We start from the raw sequence: 20,873 nt of genomic DNA, 5'->3' as shown, positions 1-20,873 counted from the left end.
TAGGGACTGAACTTGGATTAAACGATGGCGGCAGACACCCGAATTCTCATTTGGTATCGCAATGACTTGCGAATTCATGACCATGAACCGTTGCATCGAGCATCGCACCCAACATCTCGTGCTACTTCCATTATTCCGGTCTATTGCTTTGACCCCAGACAATTTGGCACTACATTCTATGGATTCCCTAAAACGGGTGCATTCCGAGCACAGTTTTTGCGGGAGAGTGTGTCTGATCTGCGGCGATCGCTCCAATCCCTCGGTTCTGACCTGATCATTCGGCAGGGGTTGCCAGAAGTAGTGCTACCCGAAATTGCCAAAACTCTTGGTGTTACAGCCATTTACTACCATCAAGAAGTCACGTCTGAAGAGGTTAATGTCGAGACTGCCCTTCAAGCTGCCCTGAAGCCATTAGGGGTTAAGCTTCAGGCTTTTTGGGGACACACGCTCTATCACCCCGACGATTTGCCCTTTGGGGTTGCCCAGATTCCAGAAGTGTTTACCACCTTTCGGAAGCAGGTCGAGAAGGAGTCCACCGTCAACCTCCCATTTCCCTCACCCAAACAGCTTCCTGCGTTGCCTGAGCTTGCCGTTGAAGATTTGCCAGACCTGGGGGATTTCGGACTGGCGGCATCCCCCGGTGACGATCGGGCAGTGACTCGCTTTGTGGGAGGCGAAACAGCAGGGATAGCACGACTCAAGACCTATTTTTGGGAGCGCGATCGACTGCGGATCTATAAAGAAACGCGCAACGGAATGTTGGGCGAAGATTATTCCTCCAAGTTTTCTCCCTGGTTGGCGTTGGGTTGTCTCTCGCCACGCTACATTTACGAGCAGGTGCAGGAGTATGAAGCTCAACGCATCAAGAACGACTCGACCTACTGGTTAATCTTTGAATTGCTCTGGCGAGATTATTTTCGGTTTATCTGTGCCAAACATGGCGATCGCATCTTCCGTAAATCGGGGTTGCAGGGAGTGGCGATCGACTGGAAAGAGGATGGCGATCGCTTTGGGTTATGGCAGGAAGGCATGACCGGGTTTCCGCTGGTCGATGCCAATATGCGGGAACTGGCAGCAACCGGATTCATGTCCAATCGGGGACGCCAAAATGTGGCAAGTTTCCTCACGAAAAACCTGGGGATCAATTGGCAGATGGGGGCAGAGTGGTTTGAGTCGCTTCTAATTGACTACGACGTGTGTAGCAACTGGGGCAACTGGAACTATACTGCCGGAGTCGGCAACGATGCCCGTGGCTTCCGCTTTTTTAACATTCTCAAACAATCGAAGGACTACGACCCGCAGGGGGACTATGTGAAACACTGGTTGCCAGAACTGGCAGCTATACCCGCTAACAAGGTACATGAACCCTGGAAACTGCTACCCGTTGAACAGCAACGGTTTGGAGTCAGGTTGGGGGTAGATTATCCCAATCCGGTAGTGGATTTATTTAAGTCCGCTGAAGAGAATGAGAAAATCTATAATGCTGCCTTTGCCCACCCAACCGTCCGCCATACCAACGGAAAGAGGCTGAAACCTAAGGGCAAGGCTAGAGTGTGAAAGCAGTTCTGAGTTCGGATTTGAGATTGTCAATTTTGGACTGAGAATCGTTTGCTGCCGTTCTTTCAAGAGGATTATGGCTTTGGTCAGAAAGCTTAAGGCAAAGGCTACGGCTCAAATCCTGCTTCTAGGGGAGCTTTCTGACTCGCCTCTACCCCATTGAATGTGGCTACGGCTATACACACTACTAAAATCCAAAATCTAAAATGGTGCCACTTTGCTGACCCCGTCTGACCCTACGATTAAAAAGCTTGTTCCGTGGCTGATCGTTGCCATTCTATTTCCGCTGATTTTTCTAGACGGATGGTTGGCACTCAAAGGATTGCAATTCTTTCAGCCGTTGATTACGGTGTTTGTCCTGGCGTCGCTACTGGCCTTGGTGCTCAACTACCCTGTTCAGTTTCTCCAACGACGGGGCATGAAACGCAGCCAAGCCGTTGGGCTGATTCTCCTGATTACCATTCTGGCGGTAGCGATTCTAGCACTGACCCTGATTCCCTTGCTGCTAGAGGATTTGGGGGAATTAACTCAACTCGTACCCCAGTGGCTCCAGTCCGGTGAGCAACAGTTACAGGTCTTTCAGGATTGGCTTGCCAGTCAGGGGCTTCCGGTGCGACTGGGGCGTGTGCTGAATCAGTTGGTCAATAGCCTGCCCAGTGAATTGGAGCAATTGGCTGATCAGGTGTTGACACTGGCTCTGGAAACGGTGGGTGGTCTGTCAGAGCTATTGCTGACGGTCGTGCTGACGTTTTACTTGCTGGCAGATGGCGATCGCCTGATTCAAGAGATTTTTCGCCGCTTTCCAGAACCCTGGAGTAGCCAAGTTCGAGAAGCACTGCGGCAAAACTTCCAAAATTATTTCATCGGGCAAGCGGCACTGGGCTTCATTATCAGCATATTTATGACCATTGCCTTTACCCTTCTGCAAATTCCCTATGCTCTGCTGTTTGGCTTGGGAGTCGGGGTGATGGCATTGATTCCGTTTGGTGATGTCGTGACCTTTGTCTTGATCAGCCTACTTCTGGGATTTCAAAACTTCTGGTTGGGAGTGAAAGCGATCGCGATCGCCTTTGTAGTGGATCAGGTGATCGACCAGCTTATCGCCCCCCGACTGTTGGGTAGCTTCACTGGATTGCGTCCCATCTGGGTACTCATTTCTCTATTAGTTGGAGCGAAGATTGGTGGCTTACTGGGACTCGTTATCGCTGTGCCCTTTGCCAGTTCTATCAAGAGCGCACTGAATGGCTTTGAACCTGCTGCTTCTCTGGCTGACTATGCAACCGAAGCTCCAACCAAAGAATCCAATACGACAGCCACGGCTGTAGCTCCTGGCGATCGCTCTAACCCAGAGCCAGAACCCTTAGTCGAAGAAGTTTCTTGACAGGCTTATTCCTGCTCTTGGGGTTCAATCGGCTCCAGCACAATTGTCTCTACGCCTTTTCCCCGACGCTCTAACCACCAGGGAATGGCGATCGCTCCAGCAATAATGAGTAAGGTGACAATCCCAAACTGGGCAACCCCCTGAATCAGCAGGTCTAACGGAACGATTTGACCCACGAAGTAGGACAGACTCACCATTGCCGATGCCCACACACCTGCACCTGCTAAGTTCCACAAAAAGAACTTGGGATAGGGCATTTTAGCAATGCCTGCCAGCGGTCCTGCAAAAATTCGCAGCAGAGCCACAAATCGCCCTAAAAAGACGGCTTTTGCTGCATTCTGGCTAAACTGCTCCTTGACTTCAATCAGTTGCTCCTCACGAATGCGGAACAACTGACCCACACGACTCAAAAGCGACCACCCGCCATAGTACCCCAGCCAATAGCCGAAGTTATCGCCAATCACGGCTCCTGCTGTAGCACTGCCTAAGACGAACCAGTAGTTGAGTTCACCGCTACCTGCTAAGAACCCACCCACCAGCGTAATCGTTTCACCGGGGATGGGAACACCCGCATTTTCTAACAAAATACCGACAAAAACGGCTCCATAGCCATAGTGATGGGCTAGTTCCTGGAGTGTTTCCAGGGAGATCAGCTCAAGGGACATGCAGGGTAGCCTTCACAAACGTTAATACAGCTCTCACCTTGATGATGACGCAGGTTAAGGAGCCATGTCAAATGAAGAGCAAAAAAGAAAGAAGGAAAAACGAAAAACGAAGAGAGAAGAAAAAAGCAAGGATAAAGGATGAACGATAAAGGATGAAGAAAAAGAAAAAAGCAAGGATAAAGGATAAAGGGCGTTGCTGAAATGACAAATGATACGTAAATTCCCAACGTGAGCGAGACGCTCACTCTATCGGGATGATCACAAGGGAGTGCGAGCATCTTGCTCGCGATTTCATATCCTCAATCAGCAACGCCGGATAAAGGATAAGTTCTCTGATTTGGCTACGTAAATTAACGTCAGTTCGGTTTAAGAGCCCGGCGAATGAATTCGCGGCTACTAGAGCGAAGTCTGCCGACGCGGACTGCGGAAAAGGCAGGATTTGACGAACCGACGCAGGTCGGTTTTGCTCCGATAGCGGCGGGTTTAACCGCTGAAATCCTTATCCCGAACTCACTCTAAATTAAAGTGTGTCTGTTACCGTTCCCATCCACCCACGCATCCATGGCGGGCTACCTTTCAAAGTTCACTAAAGTGGACTGAGAACCTCTCCTAATCTGATTTAGCAGACTTCATCCCATGAGGTTAGAGCGAAGACAGAATGGGGTTTTACACGAAATTCTGGACACATTCAAGCTTTACTCCCCTACTCCCCATTCCCTACTCCCTACTCCTCCCCACTCCCTATTCCCCAACAACCCGATGGGGCACAAAACCAGGAATGACCAAATCTTGAAGCGATCGCCTAGTGATACAACGCCAGTGAGCCGCGAACAAATTGGGCACTTGCACTCCAATGCTCGCGATCGCAGGAGCCGCCGGAAAGGGAAAGAGGCGATCGAAACAAATTGCGGTTCCCTCGAATTTAAATTGCATTAGATAGACCGCAGGAGGGGCAAGGTGCGATCGCAGCAGTTGCCCTGCAAGCCCGTAGAGCGGTTGTCGCAGGCGATCGCTCAGGTGTAGAGGCTGGTAATAAGCGATCGCCGTAGAGTCGGCTTGAGCGGCAGAATTCGCTGCCTCAGACCCAATCACCTCACCGTACAACGGTCCTTTCGCCGTTAAAGCCACGGGTAACCACAAATCCCCTTCACCAGTCAAAAGCCCCCATTCACGCCGAACCCATTGGCGCAACCCAGCAATATCCTGGCAAATCTGGTAAATGGCCTGTCCCGCAAATTGCAAATCTGACGGCACATTCAGTGTTAACGGACAAATCAGTGCATCTCGACCCAAGGTAGGTCGTTGCTGGGGCGATGACAGATGAACTGTATAACTGCCTGAAGACAATGCTGCATCAGCAGCAATTGCCTGCTGCAAGGCATCAATCATCATCCCCTGCTCCATCGAGCAAGGCACACAAGAACCTTCCTGATGGTCAACATCAGCAAGGATCAGGACGTCAGTCACCACACTGCCCTAGGCGTTTCCAAAGGTGGGAATGGACGGACCCGTACCACCTTGAGAAAAAGAAGGGAGATCGATGTGAGTCGTGCGGCGGTTGCGGACGGCTAGACGATAGCTAACACTCTGCAACTCAGCATGGAGTTGGCGATTTTCGCGTTGTAGCATCGCGATCTTTTCCTTGATCGGTGCCATACGCTCAGCAAATTTCTCACGATAGACGTGAGGCAACTCCTGCACAACCTGTTCTAACATGCGGGAGCGATCGGTTAGTTCCTTAACCGATTGCCGCAGTTGATACACTTCAGTGTCACGAGAGGCGATCTGTTCTTGATAGAACATGACCTGCTGCTCTACCCCTTGCAACTGTTCGCGCAGGGCACGCATTTCTGCCATGTGCCGCTCAGACACTTCGGGGGCGGGCATAAAACCCGCATTGCCTTTAACCAGGCGAAACAACTCTTGTGACAATTGCTGCACGAGTTGATCGCGCATTTGCAGTTCATCCTGCAAACGAGCGACCTCAAGTTGCAAATCGGAGGGGTTCAGGGAGGGGGAATGGGTTACGCTCTGAGTCACGATACGGCTCCAATAGGCTCAATGGTGGGTTGCGTCAAATTTTCTTCCCAACGACGGGGGGTAGAGGCACGACGAATCTCACGCCAAATCGTTGTTGCAGCTAATGTACCATCTGCAACGGCAATTGACACCTGATTGATACCTTCTTTTAAGTCACCTACTGCAAAAATGCGAGGATGGGAGGTGCGGCACATGGAATCGGTCACCAAATTCTCACCCTTCCACTGCAAATCTAACCCTTTGAGATAACCGTTGTGATAGAGCGAACCCATTGCGACCAGCCCGGTTTCCAGTTCAACGATCGCCCCATTTTCTAGCTCAACCCCCGTCATCTCATGATGCTGACCCAAAAAACGTTTGATGGGAGTTTCCACCAGAGGGAAGCCAAATTCTTTTAACTTTTGGCGCATTTCATCCCCAACCGTACAAAGTCCCTGCGTGAAGACAGTGATGTAGGGAGTAAACCAGTTCAACACAAAAGCCGTATTAATCGCACTTTCGGTGTGAACGAATAGCCCACACTTTTTATCTGCCATCTCATAGCCATCACAGATCATGCAGACATGCAGGTTATAGCCTGCGTAGTCATAGACATTCTGCATATCAGGCAAGGTAGGCAACTGGTCAATGATGCCACTGGCAGCAATGACGTATTTAGACCGAAATACGGGATAGACGCTGTCCGTTTTGCCGACTTTGACTTTCACGGCAAAGGTTTCGCCTTCGTCCTGGATATCCTCGACAAACCCCCGCAAATAGTCACCCCCCAGCTCCAACACATGCTCTGTGCCATGGTTCAGCAACTCTCGACCCGGTGTCTCTGGCGGTAACCCCAAATAATTTCGCAACTCTTGCATCCAAAAAGATCGTCCCCGTCCTTTCTCGATAACAAGACAGGAGAGGCGATATCGCTGGAGGTAGACCGCCGCAGACAAACCACCAGCACCACCTCCAACGATAATGACGTCGTAGAGATGGTCGAGGCGTTGATCCAGGTTTTTCTTCGAGAGTTTCATAGGAAATCACTAACGTCAGAGAGGAGCAAAGTGCTTTCCCTTTAGCGTATCGTGCCCAATCGGATGGCGTCTAAGATTGAAGAAACTCTTAGGCTCTATCGCAAACAGAAGAAGGAACTAGATACGGTTCAGGCTTCGTAGGGGTGTTGTGTGAAACGCCCCTACTAGAGCTTGTGGTTTTCTTGCGGAATTCTGCGTTGAGCTAATCGTTTAGGCGGTTTGCTCGTCACGAGCAGCTTTGGGAGGTTCTTGAGTGATAGTGAGATAGCGGATAACATCATCGCTCAAGCGCATTGCACGCTCTAGAGAAGCAACCGTGTTGCCACCGCTCTTGTAGTTCATTTGGATGTAGACGCCTTCCCGCTGCTTCTTGATCTCGTATGCCAAACGACGCTTGCCCCGGTGCTGAGTTTCAATTTCAGTCGCGCCTTGTTCGGTTAGCAACGCTTGATAGCGAGCGATCGCCTGATCTGTCAATTCATCGCCTAGGTCAGACCGCAAAATGTACATCGTTTCGTAATAACTCATGGAAATAACTCCTTATGGACAAATGGCTTCTATTGCTGAATGACTTCCTAAAAAGAGTGGGAGAATTGAGGCAGGGTTGACCACTCTCACGATTAGGCATTCAGATTAAAAGCAAGGAATTACCATCATATCTCAGGTTAAACGTTAATTCACTATGGCTCAACGCTATGTCCGGGTTCAGACTAAGGCAGGGCAGCTTTATTATGGATTGCTGCATCTAGATCGCCGCATACAGGTATTAGATGCGCCCCCCTGGTTAAAAGGGCAACTGACAGACCAGGAGTTAGCCCCCGATAGTTATCACATCCTGGCTCCCTGTGCCCCATCCAAGATCATTGCCGTGGGAAAGAACTATCAGAAACACGCGGCTGAGATGGGAGGCGAGGTGCCCAAAGAACCGTTACTCTTTTTCAAGCCACCAACCGCCGTGATTGCAGCAGATACTCCGATTCAGTATCCGCCCCAGTCAGAACGGGTCGATTATGAGGGGGAGTTGGCGTTGATTATTGGCGATCGCTGCGTAGATTGCACTCCTGATGAAGCCCGCCAAAAGATCTGGGGATATACCATCGCCAATGATGTAACCGCCCGTGACTTGCAGCGTAGAGATAATCAGTGGACTCGTGCCAAAGGCTTTGATACCTTTTGTCCGCTGGGTCCCTGGATTGTGCGCGAACTGAGTGCTGGCGCAAGGCTACAAACCTTTTTGAATGATGCCCCTGAACCCGTACAATCGGCTCCCATCAATGAGATGGTCTTTTCACCAGAGTTTCTCGTGTCCTACATCAGTCAAGTGATGACGCTGTTACCGGGAGATGTGATTTTGACAGGGACACCAGAGGGGGTTGGCTCAGTGAAGGTGGGCGATCGCATTCGTGTTGAAATTGAGGGGATTGGCTCTCTGGAAAATGCAGTGATTGCCAAACAAGTTGCCGAGAAGGCGATTGACTAGAAAAAAGAGACGCGATTGATCGCGTCTCTTTTTTCTATCGCGTTTGCACGTAAGCCGCATCCGATAGCGAAGGAATTTCGGCATACCGCCCTAATGCAGATTGCACAACGGAGTAGATAACAGCGGCTACCGTCCCCAGAAACACAAGATACGCGATCGTCTGGTTAATTAAAGCAACCCTCACAATATCAGCCAGCAATTCAAACCAAATTAAGCTGACTAGACTAACAGCAATCCCGATAATAATGGCTTGCATCGCATTGAAGCGGATGAAGTGCTGGATGCTCTCATTCCGGACGACCAGGAAATAAAGTGCCAGAAAAACGAGAAACCCCCCAAAGGGAATTGCCACCAGAATGAAACCGTAGACCGCAATGAACGGTTGCAATGGCAGCAGCAGAATCCGAAATGCTGGAAATGCTTGAAAGAAAGGGCGACCAAAGGTCAGAATCACTTCTAACAGAGGTAGCAAATAGGGAAGGCAAGCAAAGAAGCGATCGAGAGGGGAAGTAGAACCGCGCCAGGTCATGTCATCCTCGTGATTGAAAGCTGAGTCAGAAAAACCACTAGGGGCTACGCCTAGAATAACGCAACAGGCTTTTAGGTTGTGCATTCCTGCAATTATTCTCTGGTGGCTTATTCAATATTGGCAACTCGAAAGCCCATCTGACATTCATATTGCTCTGGTTGATTATCATTTACCGCCAAAGCTCGACCGCAGCGGAGTTGACCCTGTTGCCAGCGAGGTTGACCACTCTGGTCAGCCATGAGACAAGTCTGACACACATGTTGTGGAGGGAGGATTTGATTTTCCATCAAGATGACCAGCATGAGAGCACCTCAAATGGAGCCAGTTACTTCACCGAAATCTAGCACCTGCACCTAGTAAGCTCATTCTAAGTCAGCGAACCTTAACCTGTTGCTAATTCGTATATAACTTTAAGGGTTGTCACCGTCCATAGAGTGTCTTTTGCGTCACTTTTAGTGTGGATAACCTGTCTGAGGGCAGTCCATAATAGAAGTTAGATCTTAATGTCACAGGGTCATCCCCCCAGGGTAATGCTGATCACCCTTAGGGGATTGCTATATGATGAAAAGCTGGAGATAAACGAGGATTTAAGGACCGAGGCCACTAAGGATTGAACGGTTGCTTATCGGTTGCCTTTGTTCCCGAGTTGTTGCCTGTCAACTTGCCTGTCACGATTTTTACTTGATTTCCTGGGAGTTTGCTTGTGACTCAGACTAATTTAGACTTTTTAGCCAAAACCGACCCCGCTGTAGCTGGGCTAATTCAGCAAGAGCTACAACGTCAGCGAGATCACTTAGAACTTATTGCCAGTGAAAACTTTACGTCTGCGGCAGTGCTGGCAGCACAGGGTTCCGTGTTGACCAATAAATATGCAGAGGGTTTACCCGGCAAACGCTACTATGGCGGTTGCGAGTTTATTGACCAGATTGAGCAGTTGGCGATCGAACGGGCAAAGCAACTGTTTGGAGCGGCTCATGCTAATGTGCAACCGCACTCTGGAGCTAATGCCAACACCGCCGTATTTCTAGCATTACTGAAACCGGGCGACACCATTATGGGCATGGACTTATCCCATGGTGGACATTTGACTCACGGTTCCCCGGTCAACATCTCCGGGATGTGGTTCCAGAAGTATCACTATGAAGTGAGCCAGGAAACAGAGGCGATCGACTACGATCAGGTGCGCGATCTAGCCCTCAAGCATCGCCCCAAACTGCTGATTTGCGGTTACTCTGCTTACTCCCGCATTATTGAATTTGACAAATTCCGGGCGATCGCTGACGAAGTCGGTGCATACTTGCTGGCTGACATTGCTCACATCGCGGGTTTAGTGGCGACCGGGCATCACCCCAGTCCTATTCCCTATTGTGATGTGGTTACGACCACGACCCACAAAACCTTACGGGGACCACGTGGTGGCTTGATTTTGACCCGTGACGCAGAGTTGGGTAAGAAGCTTGACAAATCAGTTTTCCCCGGTACTCAAGGTGGCCCTCTGGAGCATGTGATTGCGGGCAAAGCGGTTGCTTTTGGAGAAGCTCTGCAACCAGAATTCAAAACCTATTCGGGTCAGGTCATCAAAAATGCCCAGGCGATGGCGGCGCAACTGCAACAGCGGGGACTCAAGATTGTCTCTGGTGGTACTGACAACCACCTGATGCTGATTGATTTACGTTCGGTCAGCATGACTGGCAAACGTGCCGACCAACTGGTGAGTGAAGTCAATATCACCGCCAACAAAAACACGGTGCCCTTTGATCCAGAGTCACCCTTTGTCACCAGTGGCTTGCGCCTTGGCTCACCTGCAATGACAACTCGTGGCATGGGCGTTGTGGAGTTTACCGAGATCGCTAACATCATTGCCGATCGCCTCCTCAACCCAGATGATGCTGGTGTTGCTGCCGATTGTCGTACTCGTGTTGCTAACCTGTGCGATCGCTTCCCCCTCTATCCACACTTAGTTGCACCCGTGCCTGTGTTGGCATAATCAGTGAAAAGATGAACGCTGAAGGATGAAGGATAAATAAAGAGCCACTTCATCCTTTAGCCCTCATCCTTTAGCCTTCCATTCATAAGTTGCTGTAACGCCTGCTCAACCTGGGGTGAAAACTCAATGGGCAGGCGTTCGGCTCGAATATAGAGATCGCGTTGTGGAAAAGGCACTTCAATCTGGTGCTGTCGCAAAAGTGCTTCGATCTGAAAGTAGAGATCGCTTTTGAGGGGCAGTTGTTTACTGGGTTCTGCTGTCCACACCAGCAATTCAAAATCCAAGCTGCTATCGCCAAAGCCAATAAAAAAGACCTGAGGCTGCGGAGTTGAGAGTACCCGTTGATGGCTGCTGGCTGCTTCTAACAGGAGCGATCGCACCATCTCTACATCCGAGTTATAGGCAACCCCCACGGGAATATGAATGCGAGAAATGGGATTGTCGTGACTCCAGTTGATCACTTCTTGCTCCAAAAAGCGAGAATTTGGCACGATAATCGACACCTGATCAAGCGTACGAATGAGCGTGCTGCGTGCGCCGATGCGCTCGACCGTGCCCTGAAAATCACCCACTTCAACAAAATCCCCTACTTGAATTGGGCGTTCAAACACCAGAACTAAACCACTGCCAAAGTTCTTCGCGATGTCTTGTAAGCCAAAACCAATCCCCACGCTGAGGGCACTTGCCAGAATCGCCAGAGAACTGATGTCCAACCCCCACACTTGCAGCAAAACCAGGCTACCGATAAAAATCAAGCCATAGCGCAGCACGATCGCCACGGCTTCCTGGGCACCCCGATTCACTCCCGTCCGCTGTAAAATCCTCGACTTGAGGAAATCGGTGAACGTTCTGGAGAAAATAATTAGCCCCAGCAACATCGTTGCCAGGATGATCAAATTCGTGATGGAGTATTGGCTGTTGCCCAGAGTGAGGATCGGTGACGTAAAGCTCGAAATTAAAATCTCACCAATTTCGTAGCTCCAGTAGCGGGTCACGGGAAAGAGGCGAGACACGTAAAACAGCACCGCAATCCACAGGGCAAATCGAGCGATCGCCAATAGCCCTTTGAGCAAAAGATTGACTGGGTTTGGGAGTTCAGCCCCCTCATCAGGTGGAGGGGGTAACAACCGCTGCACCGCTGGGATCAAGGAATGTCGCCAGAGCCACCCTAACCCCCAATGCAACCCCAGCGCGATCGCTACGATTGCTGCCGCAATTAACAACGCCGTTTGAAGGTAGCGAGAGGAGCGATAGTACTGCGCTTGCTGCACTGCCTCTTGAATCTGTCTTGCCCAACCTCCCGCTTGCTGGGTTGGAGTACTGCCTGGGGCAACGTCCTGTTGCGTCACTGTCAGCAAATAGCGATCATTCACCACAATCGTGGGAGCCTGGTTGCGTTCAACGACCTCTACTTCGACTGATGCAGGCGATCGCACTAGGTCTTGCAAAGTGGCATTGATCACAGCGGCGCGATCGCTAGCCGTGAGCTCAGGGGTTGCTTCCACTCGAAACAACACGGCACCATCCACAACTACCGCCGATGTTGATGTCCCTTTTGCCAGGGCAGGCGTTAACCAAACCACTATCGTCAAGATCAGTGGCAGGGCGATCGCTTGAAACAGCGCAAATTGAAACGACTGGCGTGACGGAACATGGCTCATAACACAATAGGCTCAGGGGCTCGCAGAAAATAGGCGATCGAAGGCTAATGAATGCGATAGCAACTGTCGAGACAGTTAATACGAAGGGGTGTGGGGGCTGCGCCCCCAGCCAGGGTTCCACCTCTGCACTCCGTCCTAACCAATCCCTCGGGTACTATAACAATGAGTCGGCAGGATAAGGGGCACAAGCATTCCGCTGCGAGCAACATACCCGTCCTTCAAGAATGACCAAAATCATTGGTGAATCCCTGCTCGCTCGTTGCTACAACTTGTACCTTTCATTCTTCATAGTTTAAAGAGTGTCTTTCCGGATAGCAGTTCCCACTTTAAGTTGACTCGACCAACTCAAAAAAAGCATCTTCCAACTCGTAGCCCAGGATTTGAGTCATAAACTTAATTTTGGTGCGCCTATTGACTCCCTGTTGGCGCAACCAATCCATCACAACAAACACTTTATTCATCACAAACAACTCCAACGCTTCGGGGTTGTACTGAATCCCGTCTGTCTTACTGAATTGATGAGGCACGAGCATGGCAGTGTAGCGCGCTAGCTCGCCCGCCTCCCAGTCCAGTAGATAGGGCAGCCAGGGATAACGGGCATCCAACCGCACAAACCACAGCCGCACTTCGGGAATCTCTGACAACTCGCGTGGATCATCCGGATCACGCGGATCAGCAAATTCAAAGCGGAGTTGTTGTTCTTGATCGGTGATGACTCCAGTTTGCAGCCATTTCTCAATCACACTCTGGGCTGGAGTCAGATCTAGCCGATTTAAACAATCCGAGTTGAGCGCAATAGTAACAGTCATAGCCTTTGTAGAAGTAAGCCCGATCTAAACATTATGGTATGTCAACGCTGAGAAGACATTTGGCAATGCCAAACCCATACAGGTGCTTTTCGTAGTTTCAAGGCAACCTGCTCTAAGTCCCCTAGTCAGTCTAAAACACTTCATTTCACCAGGGATTGATGCGCAATAGACATTTGCAGAAGTTGTAAGTTAAAGTGGTAGTGAGTTTGTCTTACAGGTTCCAGGCAACTTCTAAGTCAAGTCATTGCCATCTCACTGACCGGGTTAGTACTTTGACCTAGTTCCATGTTCGCATTGGCACCCGTACGAGGCAATTTTTGTTGTAGTCTCTCCTGATTCTTCCGATACAACGAGTTATCGCTCTTTATATCAACCTTGAAACGTTGATTCTTGCTGTATCAACTTGTAGAAATTGCAACACTCAAAGCCAGGGTGTCACCGATAAAATGAATAAATATTGAGTAACTGTATAACAATAACGTGCTGTTCAGGTTGAGAGTACTGGGTTATGTATAGCGAAGGGGCAATGAAAAAACCAATTCGGTCATTAGAAGATGCTGTGGATCGGTGCCAGATGCTGGGAATGCGTCTGAGTAAACAGCGTCGTTTCATCTTGGAATTGCTGTGGCAAGCAAAGGAGCACCTTTCGGCTAGAGAAATCTACGATCGCCTGAATCAGCAAGGCAAAGAGATTGGCCATACCTCGGTTTATCAAAACCTGGAGGCCTTGTCTGAACAAGGCATTATTGAATGTATCGATCGCGCCGATGGTCGCCTTTACGGCAATATTAGCGATCCCCACAGCCACGTTAACTGCCTCGACACCAAACAGATCATGGATGTGCATGTGCAGTTGCCGAAAGAGTTACTCGATCAGATTGAGCAACAAACTGGCGTTCGCATTGTCAATTACTCCATTGACTTCTATGGTTATCGCACGGCTGAGGCATTAGAAGCGGCGATCGACTAGAGCTATCTTTAAATCACCATCGCTCATCGTCAGTTGTTAACTGCTAACGGTAGAGTGTCTGTTGTTAATCAAGGCTGGAACAGCACGGGCTCAAACCGCTTGACAAGCGGTTTGTTGAGTTTCTGAATGCAGATATAATTCTCAAAAACTGACCGCTGCTGTCGGGGCGTTTCACGAAACACCCTACAAAATTCATCCATTTAACGTGAATTCGGGATCAGGATTTCGGCGGTTAAAACCGCTACTGTAGAAGAAAAACCGACCTGCGTCGGTTCGTCAAATCCTGCCTTTTCCGGAGTTCGCGTCGGCGGACTTCGCTCTAGTAGCCGCGAATTCATTCGCCAGGCTCTTCAACTGAACTGACGTTATACCAATTTGAATTGGCTTCGCTGCACATGATTCCGTAAGGGCGTTTCGCGAAACGCCCCTACCCACTGATCTGCCACAATCAAACATTAAATCGGTATTACATTTAAGATCAGCACCAGATCAGCAACGCTCGAAATCAACCTGCGTCGGTTCGTTAAACCTTTGATTTTCGTCAGCCCGCGACGGCAAACTGCGCCTTGATAGCCGCGAATTGATGTGCCAAGTACTTAACCTGAATTGACATTAACCAACAATCGCTTGCCATCCTCAAAAAAGCATTACACAGTACTGAATTGATGCGCTATATCCTGCAACCTCATCTATAGTGTTTGCATGGACATCGTGTTTGCATAGATGTAGTGTTTGCATCAAAACACACGTGCAACTCTTGAGGTGTGGCGGGGGTTTCGGTGAAGAAGCGATTTGGCACAAAAATCATATCTGAATTGAATTGGCGAGCAGCAGCATCTTCAACTGATGTGAAGCCTGCTGTACCCCCTGCACCACCGACAGGCATGGGTCGGAACAATCAGCCTGTGTTGCCAAAGCCCATCCTGCCAAACCCCGTTCCACCCGCCGAGCCCCCGATCCCCGTTGAACAGACGACTACTCCGAACAAACTCACTCAAGTTAAGCCTGTTAAGAAAAAGCGATCGCGTCGTTCAGTCAAACCCTGGGCATGGTCTGTATTTTGCTTGAGTGCCTTGGGTTTAGTGGGCGGTTTGGGCATCACTGCCTTCCTGTGGCTCACCAACCTTCCACCGTTGCCAGATTGCCGTCGCATTTCTCCCCTCTCGGCTGATATGGAACGGCTCTATTGCGCACGCGAGGCGGCGCAGTCCGGCGAGGCTAATCAACTCATTGCCGGAGTCAAGTTGGTGCAAGGGTGGTCGTCCACCCATCCCCTTTATCCTGAAGCGCAAGAGTTGCTAAATCAGTGGTCAGCGCAACTGCTGGCGATCGCTCAAACCACCGCTGAGGAATCTGGGTTGGATCGTGCGGTCGAGATCGCAAACCAAATTCCCGAAAACAGCACCAGCTATGCCAACGCTCAGGCAGCGATCGCGCAGTGGCAGGCAGACTGGAAACAGGGCGAGGCAATCTTTGCTAAAGCCCAGGAAGCTTTGAAGCAGCAACGTTGGAATGAAGCGGCTGCACAAGTTCCAGCATTGGGTCGATTAGAGAACAATTATTGGCGACGCGACAAAGCCAGTGAGTTGACCCAACAGGTGTTGACGGAAAAGGCGGCTCGCGAGCGGCTTAAACAGGCGTTGGTGTTAGCCACAACGGACGAACCTGATCAATTGGGACAGGCGATCGCGCTGGTACAAACGGTTAACCCCAAAACCTATGCCTGGCCTGAAGCAGAAGCCGTTCTCAAGGAGTGGAGCCAACTGCTATTGACAGCAGGAATGCAACGGTGGCAGCAGGGCGACTTAACGGCGGCGATCGCGCTGGTGCATCACGTCCCGCTTAATCTGGAGATGGAACCGGAGGCGCGAAATTTGGTGCGGTTTAGCCGTGCTCACAAACTCGCGACTCAACATCTCAACCCCTATGAGCCATCAGTCAAAGAGATTTTGAGCTTGATGGAGGCAGTAGCAGCATTGCGGCAAATTGAACCCACCAGTGCGCTCTACCCCCAGGCTCAAGCCAAGATTGACGATTGGCAGAGTCAGGTCAATGATTTAGCCCAACTGCAATATGCTCACTGGACGGCGAGTCTGGGGCAACGGATCACCTACGAAGTCGCGATTGGACAGGCTCAACGGATTACCAGCGATCGCCCCCAACGCATTCGAGCACAAACTCTGGTCGCCCATTGGGGTCAACAGATTCAACGGATTGAAGACCAACCGTATTTACTGGTAGCTCGTGCTCAGGCAGAGCGAGGCACCGTGTCGGCGTTACAACAAGCGATCGCAGCAGCCCAACAAGTGCCCCTGGGGCGAGCCTTGCGGCAGGAAGCAGATCTGGCGATCGCTCAGTGGAGTCGGCAGATTCAGGTGATCGAAGACAAGCCGCTGTTGGATAAGGCACAAACCCTGGCACAACAAGGCAAATTAAGTGAAGCGATCGCAGCAGCTACCGAGATTCAAGAGGGGCGTGCGCTTTACGAACAGGCTCAAACGGCGATCGCAACCTGGAAAGCCGAGATTCGGGAGGCACAGATTGCTCAAGACCGACGGATTTTGGACGAAGCGGCATCGCTGGCTGCCTCAACTCGACTCACGCTGGCGATCGAAAAAGCCGCCCAGATCGGTGCTGGACGACCTCTGTATGGCGAAGCTCAAGCAGCGATCGCCCAGTGGGAAGCCGAGCGCAATGCCATTTGGGAAGCGTGGGAAAACACTCCCGAAGCAGATACCTCCTATTCTTCAGAGAGTTATTCTGCCGAGGATGATGGCTATGCTGAATAAGTCATAATTCCTGAATGCCAGTCTGATTCACTCCTAAGTTTCTAAAGGCACCGATGAGCGATCGCCCTCTCCAACTCATGCTGATTGATGACGACCCCGTGTTTCGTTTAGGGTTGCGTTTTTGGTTAAATCAGTTTGCTGACCTGACCGTCATTGCGGAGAGTGATAATGGGGTCGATGCTTTAGAGCAATTGCAGAGCCAGGTTGCGATATCGGCATCCGACCCTGCCACCACACCAGCGATCGCCCTGCATGAACAATTAAAACTCGTGATTCTCAGCCTCAGCTTAGGACAGCACGATCCCCGTCAGATGCAGGGATTGAGTCTGTGTGAAGCAATTCGTCAACGGTATTCACAACTACCTGTCTTGTTGCTCAGTTCACTCGATGAACCGTTGATCGCTGCTGCGGCTCAACAAGCTGGAGCCTCTGGGTTTTGCCTCAAATCCGTCAACACAACCACACTGAACCAAACGATTCGACAGGTCACGACTGGGCAATTTGATTGGCAGAAGCTCACTCCCACCCGTGCCGTCATCACAACCGTAGATAGCGAGGTTACGCCACTCGTCCGTGACGTTAGCCCCATTCCTCCCGCTCAGCTAACTGCCGCTCCCAGTGCATTGACCCTCTTGCGGCATAACTTGCGGGTGCAGGGGTTACAACAAATTGATGCAGCGATCGCCGACCTGACAGAACAACTCCGCAATCTGGATTTGTCCCTGCTAAATCGCGCCGTTCTCGCAGGACGTTATCGGGAGTTGCGAGCCTCGCGCTGGTTGGTGCAACGCCTGTTAGCCACCCCCGATCTCACCACTCCACCCACACCAGAGCAACCAGCGTCACAAGTTATTCCTTCTCATCCGGAATCAGCGTTAACTCAAACGACTCCAGGCACGCCATTACTCAATACCGTGATCGATCAGCATCGGCTACAAGCTCTGCTATTTGATCGCGCCTTATCCAACATTCAAACGAACCTTAATAATCAAACGGGAATTCCTTTAGAAATTGATATTTTACGAGAAGACAAAAAGCGAGAACTATTTTATTTAGTCCTACGAAAATTTGAAGAGTTATTGAACGAGTTGCGGTACTCGCAAGTACAACCGGAGCAACTGATTGAGAAGCGATCGCCCATTTTATTGAATCTGTGGCAGGACGTAACCACTGATTTCATCGGCAAATATTACACCATTACCCAGAGAGAGCAGGCGATCGAAGTGGTTCCTAATCTGTTGCAAGCGGCAGATTCAGTGCAAACAGAGATTCTCGAAAAAATTCCTCTAGTCAGCAGTTTGTTAGAGCATCTCCTGTTTCATACGCCTCTACTGATCAATGGAACGCCCTATTCCGCAGGCAATCCAGAATCGCTGGCAAGAGCAGAAGCCTTACTCGACCATTTACTGATTCAAGTGGCGAACGGCGTGATGCAACCGTTGCTCAATCAGTTTCCTAATGTTGAAAAGATTAAACAGGATTTTTATGATCGGCAGTTGATGTCGAGCCGAGACATTGAGCGGTTTAGAAACAATCTCTCCTGGCGATATCGCCTGGCCCGAATCGTGGTGGAACCCACCGATATTTTTGAAAGCCAATATCACCTATTTGTGTTTCAGGGGTCGGGCATCAAGCAGATCCAGATCTATGCGCCTCGCACTCAGGAGCTTGAGGAATTGTCTGGATTGCGGCTGTTAGTCACCGTGGCCCTCGAAACTCGTGACGCGATCGCCCCTCGGCTGCGATCGGCGATTTCGGTTGTGGGTAGCGGGTTGGTGTATGTGCTGACAGAAGTGGTGGGACGTGGCATTGGGCTAATCGGGCGCGGCGTGCTGAAGGGAATTGGCTATTGGCAGGAGGGCGATCGAACGAGGAGACGATAGAAAAAAGGACATTTTGGCAACGAATGCTAGACAATGGCAGAGGTAGCTCTTCATGAATCGCGAGTTGTCATGGCTTTCTGTCGTTCTTTCATTTCTAAAGTTGTCTCCCGGTTGATGGTTGTCTTTGTACTGGGGATCGTCTGTTTCCTATCGCTGGGGACTCCTCATGCGCTGGCGGTCTTAACGGATGACCACTACGATGGCAACATCTATCCGCTCTATGCCGGAAATGGTTATCTCGTGCCGCCTCACGTCACCCTGGCACAGTCCCTCAAAAGTCAAGTTCCAACCATTCTTGTGTTCTACATTGATGACAGCCGCGATTGTAAGCAGTTTGCTCCCGTTGTCTCTCAGGTAGATGCGTTCTATGGTCGGGCTGCCAATATCATTCCGTTGAGTGTCGATAGCATTCCCGTCAAATCGAGCTATGAGCCAACAGAACCCGGTTACTACTATCAGGGGCTTGTGCCGCAAACCCTGGTGTTTGACCAATCAGGCAAGGTGATGTTGAACGAAACAGGGGCGATCGCCTTTGAAAAGATTGATGATGTGTTGCGGCAAGTCTTCGATCTGCTGCCTCGCTCGGAGTCGGTGGAGTTGAAGCGACGGATTGTCAATGAAATCAACACGGAGTTAGTGCCTGAATAAGGTTTAATGGCAACAGTTCTCCCTTCTCTCCCATACCCCTATGAACTCGGTCTGGCAACAACTCACCTTAACTAACTTCTCCCCTCAACAGTGGGTTAAATCCAGCTATGTCCATCGGTTGGTGGGGCTGTTGCAGTCCTGGCGACAGGGGAGTTGGTTGATGCAATGGGCAGATACGCTGGCTTTAGTGCTGGTGCTGGTCGTCTTTGTCCTGGCTCCCTTTACCTCAACCACGTTGATTGGCTTGCTGTTGCTGGCGTGTGCTGCCTTTTGGGTGTTGCTGACGGTTTCAGATAACGCGGGTTTGGGGTTAACGCCAATTCATTTGCTGGTGTTGCTGTATTGGGGTGTCTCAGTCATGGCGACAGCCCTTTCTCCCGTCAAAGGTGCCGCCGTTGAGGGCTTGATTAAGCTAACGCTCTATTTGCTTTTGTTTGCCCTGATAGCGCGACTGTTGCGATCGCCCCGATTGCGTTCGACCTTGATCACGGTCTACCTGCACGTGGCGTTGGTCATCAGTGTGGCAGGGTTACGCCAGTGGTTTTTTGGGGCAGATGCGCTGGCGACCTGGGTCGATCCGGAGTCAACCCTGGCAGGCACCACACGAGTTTATAGCTACTTAGGCAACCCTAATTTGTTAGCCGCTTACCTGGTTCCGGCGGTGGTGTTTAGTGGAGCCGCAGTGTTTGCCTGGAGAGCCTGGACAGCGAAAGCGTTGGCGGTGGTGATGTGTCTGGTGAATGCGGCTTGTTTGGTGTTGACCTTTAGCCGGGGTGGGTGGATTGGTCTGGTGGTTGCCACCTTTGCCGCTATGATTTTGCTGGTGCGCTGGTGGAGCGTGTATTTGCCTCGGTTTTGGCGACGCTGGGCATTGCCGATTGTGTTGGGTGTATCAGCCGCTTTTATTGTTCTGGCGGTGGCAACGGTCGATCCCCTGCGCGATCGCTTCTTTAGCATCTTTGAGGGGCGCGAAGACAGCAGCAATAACTTCCGGCTGAACGTCTGGGCAGCGGTGCAAGACATGATTCGCGATCGCCCCATTCTTGGGATTGGCCCCGGCAATGATGCCTTTAACAGTGTCTATCCTCGCTATCAGCGCACGGGCTTTACGGCGTTGAGTGCCTATTCCGTTTTTCTAGAAATCCTGGTGGAAACCGGGGTTATTGGCTTCGGCTGTTTTCTCTGGCTCCTGCTAGTGACGTTTAATCAGGGGTGGTCGCGACTACACCAGATGCGACAAACGACCGATCGCGAAGGCTACTGGCTAATGGCCGCGATCGCCACGATGGCGGGAATGCTGGCACATGGTTTGGTGGATACGGTGTGGTATCGTCCGCAGGTCAGCACGTTGTGGTGGTTGATGATTGCGATCGTTGCCAGCTATTACTGGGTAAAACCCACCGATGATCAGGAAAGGATACAGGAGAGCAATTAATCGCGTTTCTGCATCTTTAAGAG

20 protein-coding genes are annotated in these 20,873 nt (G+C 50.7%); 10 read left to right on the top strand and 10 right to left on the bottom strand.

The features are described 5' to 3' along the window. Window positions 1-24 precede the first annotated feature (24 nt). Together H6G89_RS07200 and H6G89_RS07195 are read left to right on the top strand one after the other, a co-directional pair. A complete protein-coding gene (locus H6G89_RS07200) occupies window positions 25-1,557 on the top strand; it encodes a DASH family cryptochrome (RefSeq protein WP_190504626.1) in 1,533 nt (510 codons plus the stop codon). Window positions 1,558-1,774: 217 nt separating this feature from the next. Next, a complete protein-coding gene (locus tag H6G89_RS07195; RefSeq protein ID WP_190504625.1) occupies window positions 1,775-2,938 on the top strand; it encodes an AI-2E family transporter in 1,164 nt (387 codons plus the stop codon). Window positions 2,939-2,943: 5 nt separating this feature from the next. On the opposite strand, the gene H6G89_RS07190 is transcribed toward H6G89_RS07195, so the two are convergent. Further along, a complete protein-coding gene (locus H6G89_RS07190; RefSeq protein ID WP_190504624.1) occupies window positions 2,944-3,603 on the bottom strand; it encodes a DedA family protein in 660 nt (219 codons plus the stop codon). 381 nt (window positions 3,604-3,984) lie between these two features. On the opposite strand from H6G89_RS07190, the gene H6G89_RS07185 reads away from it, so the two are divergent. Beyond that, window positions 3,985-4,122: a hypothetical protein gene (locus H6G89_RS07185; protein ID WP_190504623.1), complete on the top strand. Its 138-nt coding sequence runs from the start codon at window positions 3,985-3,987 to the stop codon at window positions 4,120-4,122. Between the two features lie 222 nt (window positions 4,123-4,344). Here the strand turns inward: H6G89_RS07185 and H6G89_RS07180 are convergent, their stop codons facing one another. The 4 genes from H6G89_RS07180 to rpsF all read right to left on the bottom strand — a co-directional run bounded on the left by H6G89_RS07180 (window position 4,345) and on the right by rpsF (window position 7,187). Continuing rightward, complete coding sequence (locus H6G89_RS07180) at window positions 4,345-5,070, bottom strand: hypothetical protein (RefSeq protein WP_190504622.1); 726 nt, start codon at window positions 5,068-5,070, stop codon at window positions 4,345-4,347. 9 nt (window positions 5,071-5,079) lie between these two features. Further along, a complete protein-coding gene (locus H6G89_RS07175; protein WP_190504621.1) occupies window positions 5,080-5,643 on the bottom strand; it encodes an Npun_F5560 family protein in 564 nt (187 codons plus the stop codon). Beyond that, a complete protein-coding gene (locus tag H6G89_RS07170) occupies window positions 5,640-6,659 on the bottom strand; it encodes an NAD(P)/FAD-dependent oxidoreductase (protein ID WP_190504620.1) in 1,020 nt (339 codons plus the stop codon). The genes H6G89_RS07175 and H6G89_RS07170 overlap by 4 nt, the downstream gene beginning before the upstream one ends. 210 nt (window positions 6,660-6,869) lie before the next feature. Then, window positions 6,870-7,187, bottom strand: coding sequence for a 30S ribosomal protein S6 (rpsF, locus tag H6G89_RS07165; RefSeq protein ID WP_190504619.1), 318 nt, complete (start codon window positions 7,185-7,187; stop codon window positions 6,870-6,872). A gap of 154 nt (window positions 7,188-7,341) precedes the next feature. Here rpsF and H6G89_RS07160 point away from each other — a divergent pair, with 154 nt between their 5' ends. Then, on the top strand, window positions 7,342-8,139 hold the full coding sequence (locus tag H6G89_RS07160; protein WP_190504618.1) for a fumarylacetoacetate hydrolase family protein: 798 nt from the start codon (window positions 7,342-7,344) through the stop codon (window positions 8,137-8,139). Between the two features lie 34 nt (window positions 8,140-8,173). On the opposite strand, the gene H6G89_RS07155 is transcribed toward H6G89_RS07160, so the two are convergent. Together H6G89_RS07155 and H6G89_RS07150 are read right to left on the bottom strand one after the other, a co-directional pair. Beyond that, window positions 8,174-8,668, bottom strand: coding sequence for a Tic20 family protein (locus tag H6G89_RS07155; protein ID WP_190504617.1), 495 nt, complete (start codon window positions 8,666-8,668; stop codon window positions 8,174-8,176). A 107-nt stretch (window positions 8,669-8,775) separates the two neighbouring features. After that, on the bottom strand, window positions 8,776-8,970 hold the full coding sequence (locus H6G89_RS07150) for a hypothetical protein (protein WP_190504616.1): 195 nt from the start codon (window positions 8,968-8,970) through the stop codon (window positions 8,776-8,778). Between the two features lie 401 nt (window positions 8,971-9,371). Here H6G89_RS07150 and glyA point away from each other — a divergent pair, with 401 nt between their 5' ends. Next, complete coding sequence (glyA, locus tag H6G89_RS07145; protein WP_190504615.1) at window positions 9,372-10,655, top strand: serine hydroxymethyltransferase; 1,284 nt, start codon at window positions 9,372-9,374, stop codon at window positions 10,653-10,655. Window positions 10,656-10,711: 56 nt separating this feature from the next. Here the strand turns inward: glyA and H6G89_RS07140 are convergent, their stop codons facing one another. After that, window positions 10,712-12,316, bottom strand: coding sequence for a mechanosensitive ion channel family protein (locus H6G89_RS07140; RefSeq protein ID WP_190504614.1), 1,605 nt, complete (start codon window positions 12,314-12,316; stop codon window positions 10,712-10,714). 326 nt (window positions 12,317-12,642) lie between these two features. Next, window positions 12,643-13,125 (bottom strand): CRR6 family NdhI maturation factor, encoded by a 483-nt coding sequence (locus tag H6G89_RS07135; RefSeq protein ID WP_190504613.1) that lies wholly within the window; start codon window positions 13,123-13,125, stop codon window positions 12,643-12,645. Window positions 13,126-13,651: 526 nt separating this feature from the next. Between H6G89_RS07135 and H6G89_RS07130 the strand changes: the two genes are divergently transcribed. Further along, window positions 13,652-14,095: a Fur family transcriptional regulator gene (locus tag H6G89_RS07130; protein ID WP_242059850.1), complete on the top strand. Its 444-nt coding sequence runs from the start codon at window positions 13,652-13,654 to the stop codon at window positions 14,093-14,095. A gap of 200 nt (window positions 14,096-14,295) precedes the next feature. On the opposite strand, the gene H6G89_RS07125 is transcribed toward H6G89_RS07130, so the two are convergent. Continuing rightward, window positions 14,296-14,433, bottom strand: a complete 138-nt coding sequence (locus H6G89_RS07125; protein WP_190504611.1) for a hypothetical protein — start codon at window positions 14,431-14,433, stop codon at window positions 14,296-14,298. 510 nt (window positions 14,434-14,943) lie between these two features. Here H6G89_RS07125 and H6G89_RS07120 point away from each other — a divergent pair. From H6G89_RS07120 to H6G89_RS07105, 4 genes are all read left to right on the top strand, one after another. Then, window positions 14,944-16,884, top strand: a complete 1,941-nt coding sequence (locus H6G89_RS07120; RefSeq protein WP_190504610.1) for a hypothetical protein — start codon at window positions 14,944-14,946, stop codon at window positions 16,882-16,884. Window positions 16,885-16,937: 53 nt separating this feature from the next. Further along, a complete protein-coding gene (locus tag H6G89_RS07115; RefSeq protein ID WP_190504609.1) occupies window positions 16,938-18,767 on the top strand; it encodes a DUF3685 domain-containing protein in 1,830 nt (609 codons plus the stop codon). Window positions 18,768-18,881: 114 nt separating this feature from the next. Next, entirely contained in the window at window positions 18,882-19,415 is a 534-nt protein-coding gene (locus tag H6G89_RS07110; RefSeq protein WP_242059849.1) for a thylakoid membrane photosystem I accumulation factor, read from the top strand. A gap of 40 nt (window positions 19,416-19,455) precedes the next feature. Further along, window positions 19,456-20,850 carry an IctB family putative bicarbonate transporter gene (locus tag H6G89_RS07105; protein WP_190504607.1) on the top strand — a complete coding sequence of 465 codons (1,395 nt, stop codon included), beginning with the start codon at window positions 19,456-19,458 and terminating at the stop codon, window positions 20,848-20,850. Window positions 20,851-20,873: the final 23 nt, after the last annotated feature.

This window comes from Oscillatoria sp. FACHB-1407, from assembly GCF_014697545.1.
GTDB lineage: Bacteria > Cyanobacteriota > Cyanobacteriia > Elainellales > Elainellaceae > FACHB-1407.
This window is presented reverse-complemented; position numbering and strand designations above follow the sequence as displayed.

Excerpts from the sequence above, each read along its gene's own strand:
- H6G89_RS07200 (WP_190504626.1), top strand. The coding sequence starts at position 25 with ATGGCGGCAGACACCCGAATTCTCATTTGGTATCGCAATGACTTGCGA.
- H6G89_RS07190 (WP_190504624.1), bottom strand. The coding sequence starts at position 3,603 with ATGTCCCTTGAGCTGATCTCCCTGGAAACACTCCAGGAACTAGCCCAT.
- H6G89_RS07185 (WP_190504623.1), top strand. The coding sequence starts at position 3,985 with ATGAATTCGCGGCTACTAGAGCGAAGTCTGCCGACGCGGACTGCGGAA.
- H6G89_RS07170 (WP_190504620.1), bottom strand. The coding sequence starts at position 6,659 with ATGAAACTCTCGAAGAAAAACCTGGATCAACGCCTCGACCATCTCTAC.
- rpsF (WP_190504619.1), bottom strand. The coding sequence starts at position 7,187 with ATGAGTTATTACGAAACGATGTACATTTTGCGGTCTGACCTAGGCGAT.
- H6G89_RS07160 (WP_190504618.1), top strand. The coding sequence starts at position 7,342 with ATGGCTCAACGCTATGTCCGGGTTCAGACTAAGGCAGGGCAGCTTTAT.
- H6G89_RS07155 (WP_190504617.1), bottom strand. The coding sequence starts at position 8,668 with ATGACCTGGCGCGGTTCTACTTCCCCTCTCGATCGCTTCTTTGCTTGC.
- H6G89_RS07150 (WP_190504616.1), bottom strand. The coding sequence starts at position 8,970 with ATGCTGGTCATCTTGATGGAAAATCAAATCCTCCCTCCACAACATGTG.
- H6G89_RS07140 (WP_190504614.1), bottom strand. The coding sequence starts at position 12,316 with ATGAGCCATGTTCCGTCACGCCAGTCGTTTCAATTTGCGCTGTTTCAA.
- H6G89_RS07135 (WP_190504613.1), bottom strand. The coding sequence starts at position 13,125 with ATGACTGTTACTATTGCGCTCAACTCGGATTGTTTAAATCGGCTAGAT.
- H6G89_RS07130 (WP_242059850.1), top strand. The coding sequence starts at position 13,652 with ATGAAAAAACCAATTCGGTCATTAGAAGATGCTGTGGATCGGTGCCAG.
- H6G89_RS07125 (WP_190504611.1), bottom strand. The coding sequence starts at position 14,433 with ATGAATTCGCGGCTACTAGAGCGAAGTCCGCCGACGCGAACTCCGGAA.
- H6G89_RS07115 (WP_190504609.1), top strand. The coding sequence starts at position 16,938 with ATGAGCGATCGCCCTCTCCAACTCATGCTGATTGATGACGACCCCGTG.
- H6G89_RS07110 (WP_242059849.1), top strand. The coding sequence starts at position 18,882 with ATGGTTGTCTTTGTACTGGGGATCGTCTGTTTCCTATCGCTGGGGACT.
- H6G89_RS07105 (WP_190504607.1), top strand. The coding sequence starts at position 19,456 with ATGAACTCGGTCTGGCAACAACTCACCTTAACTAACTTCTCCCCTCAA.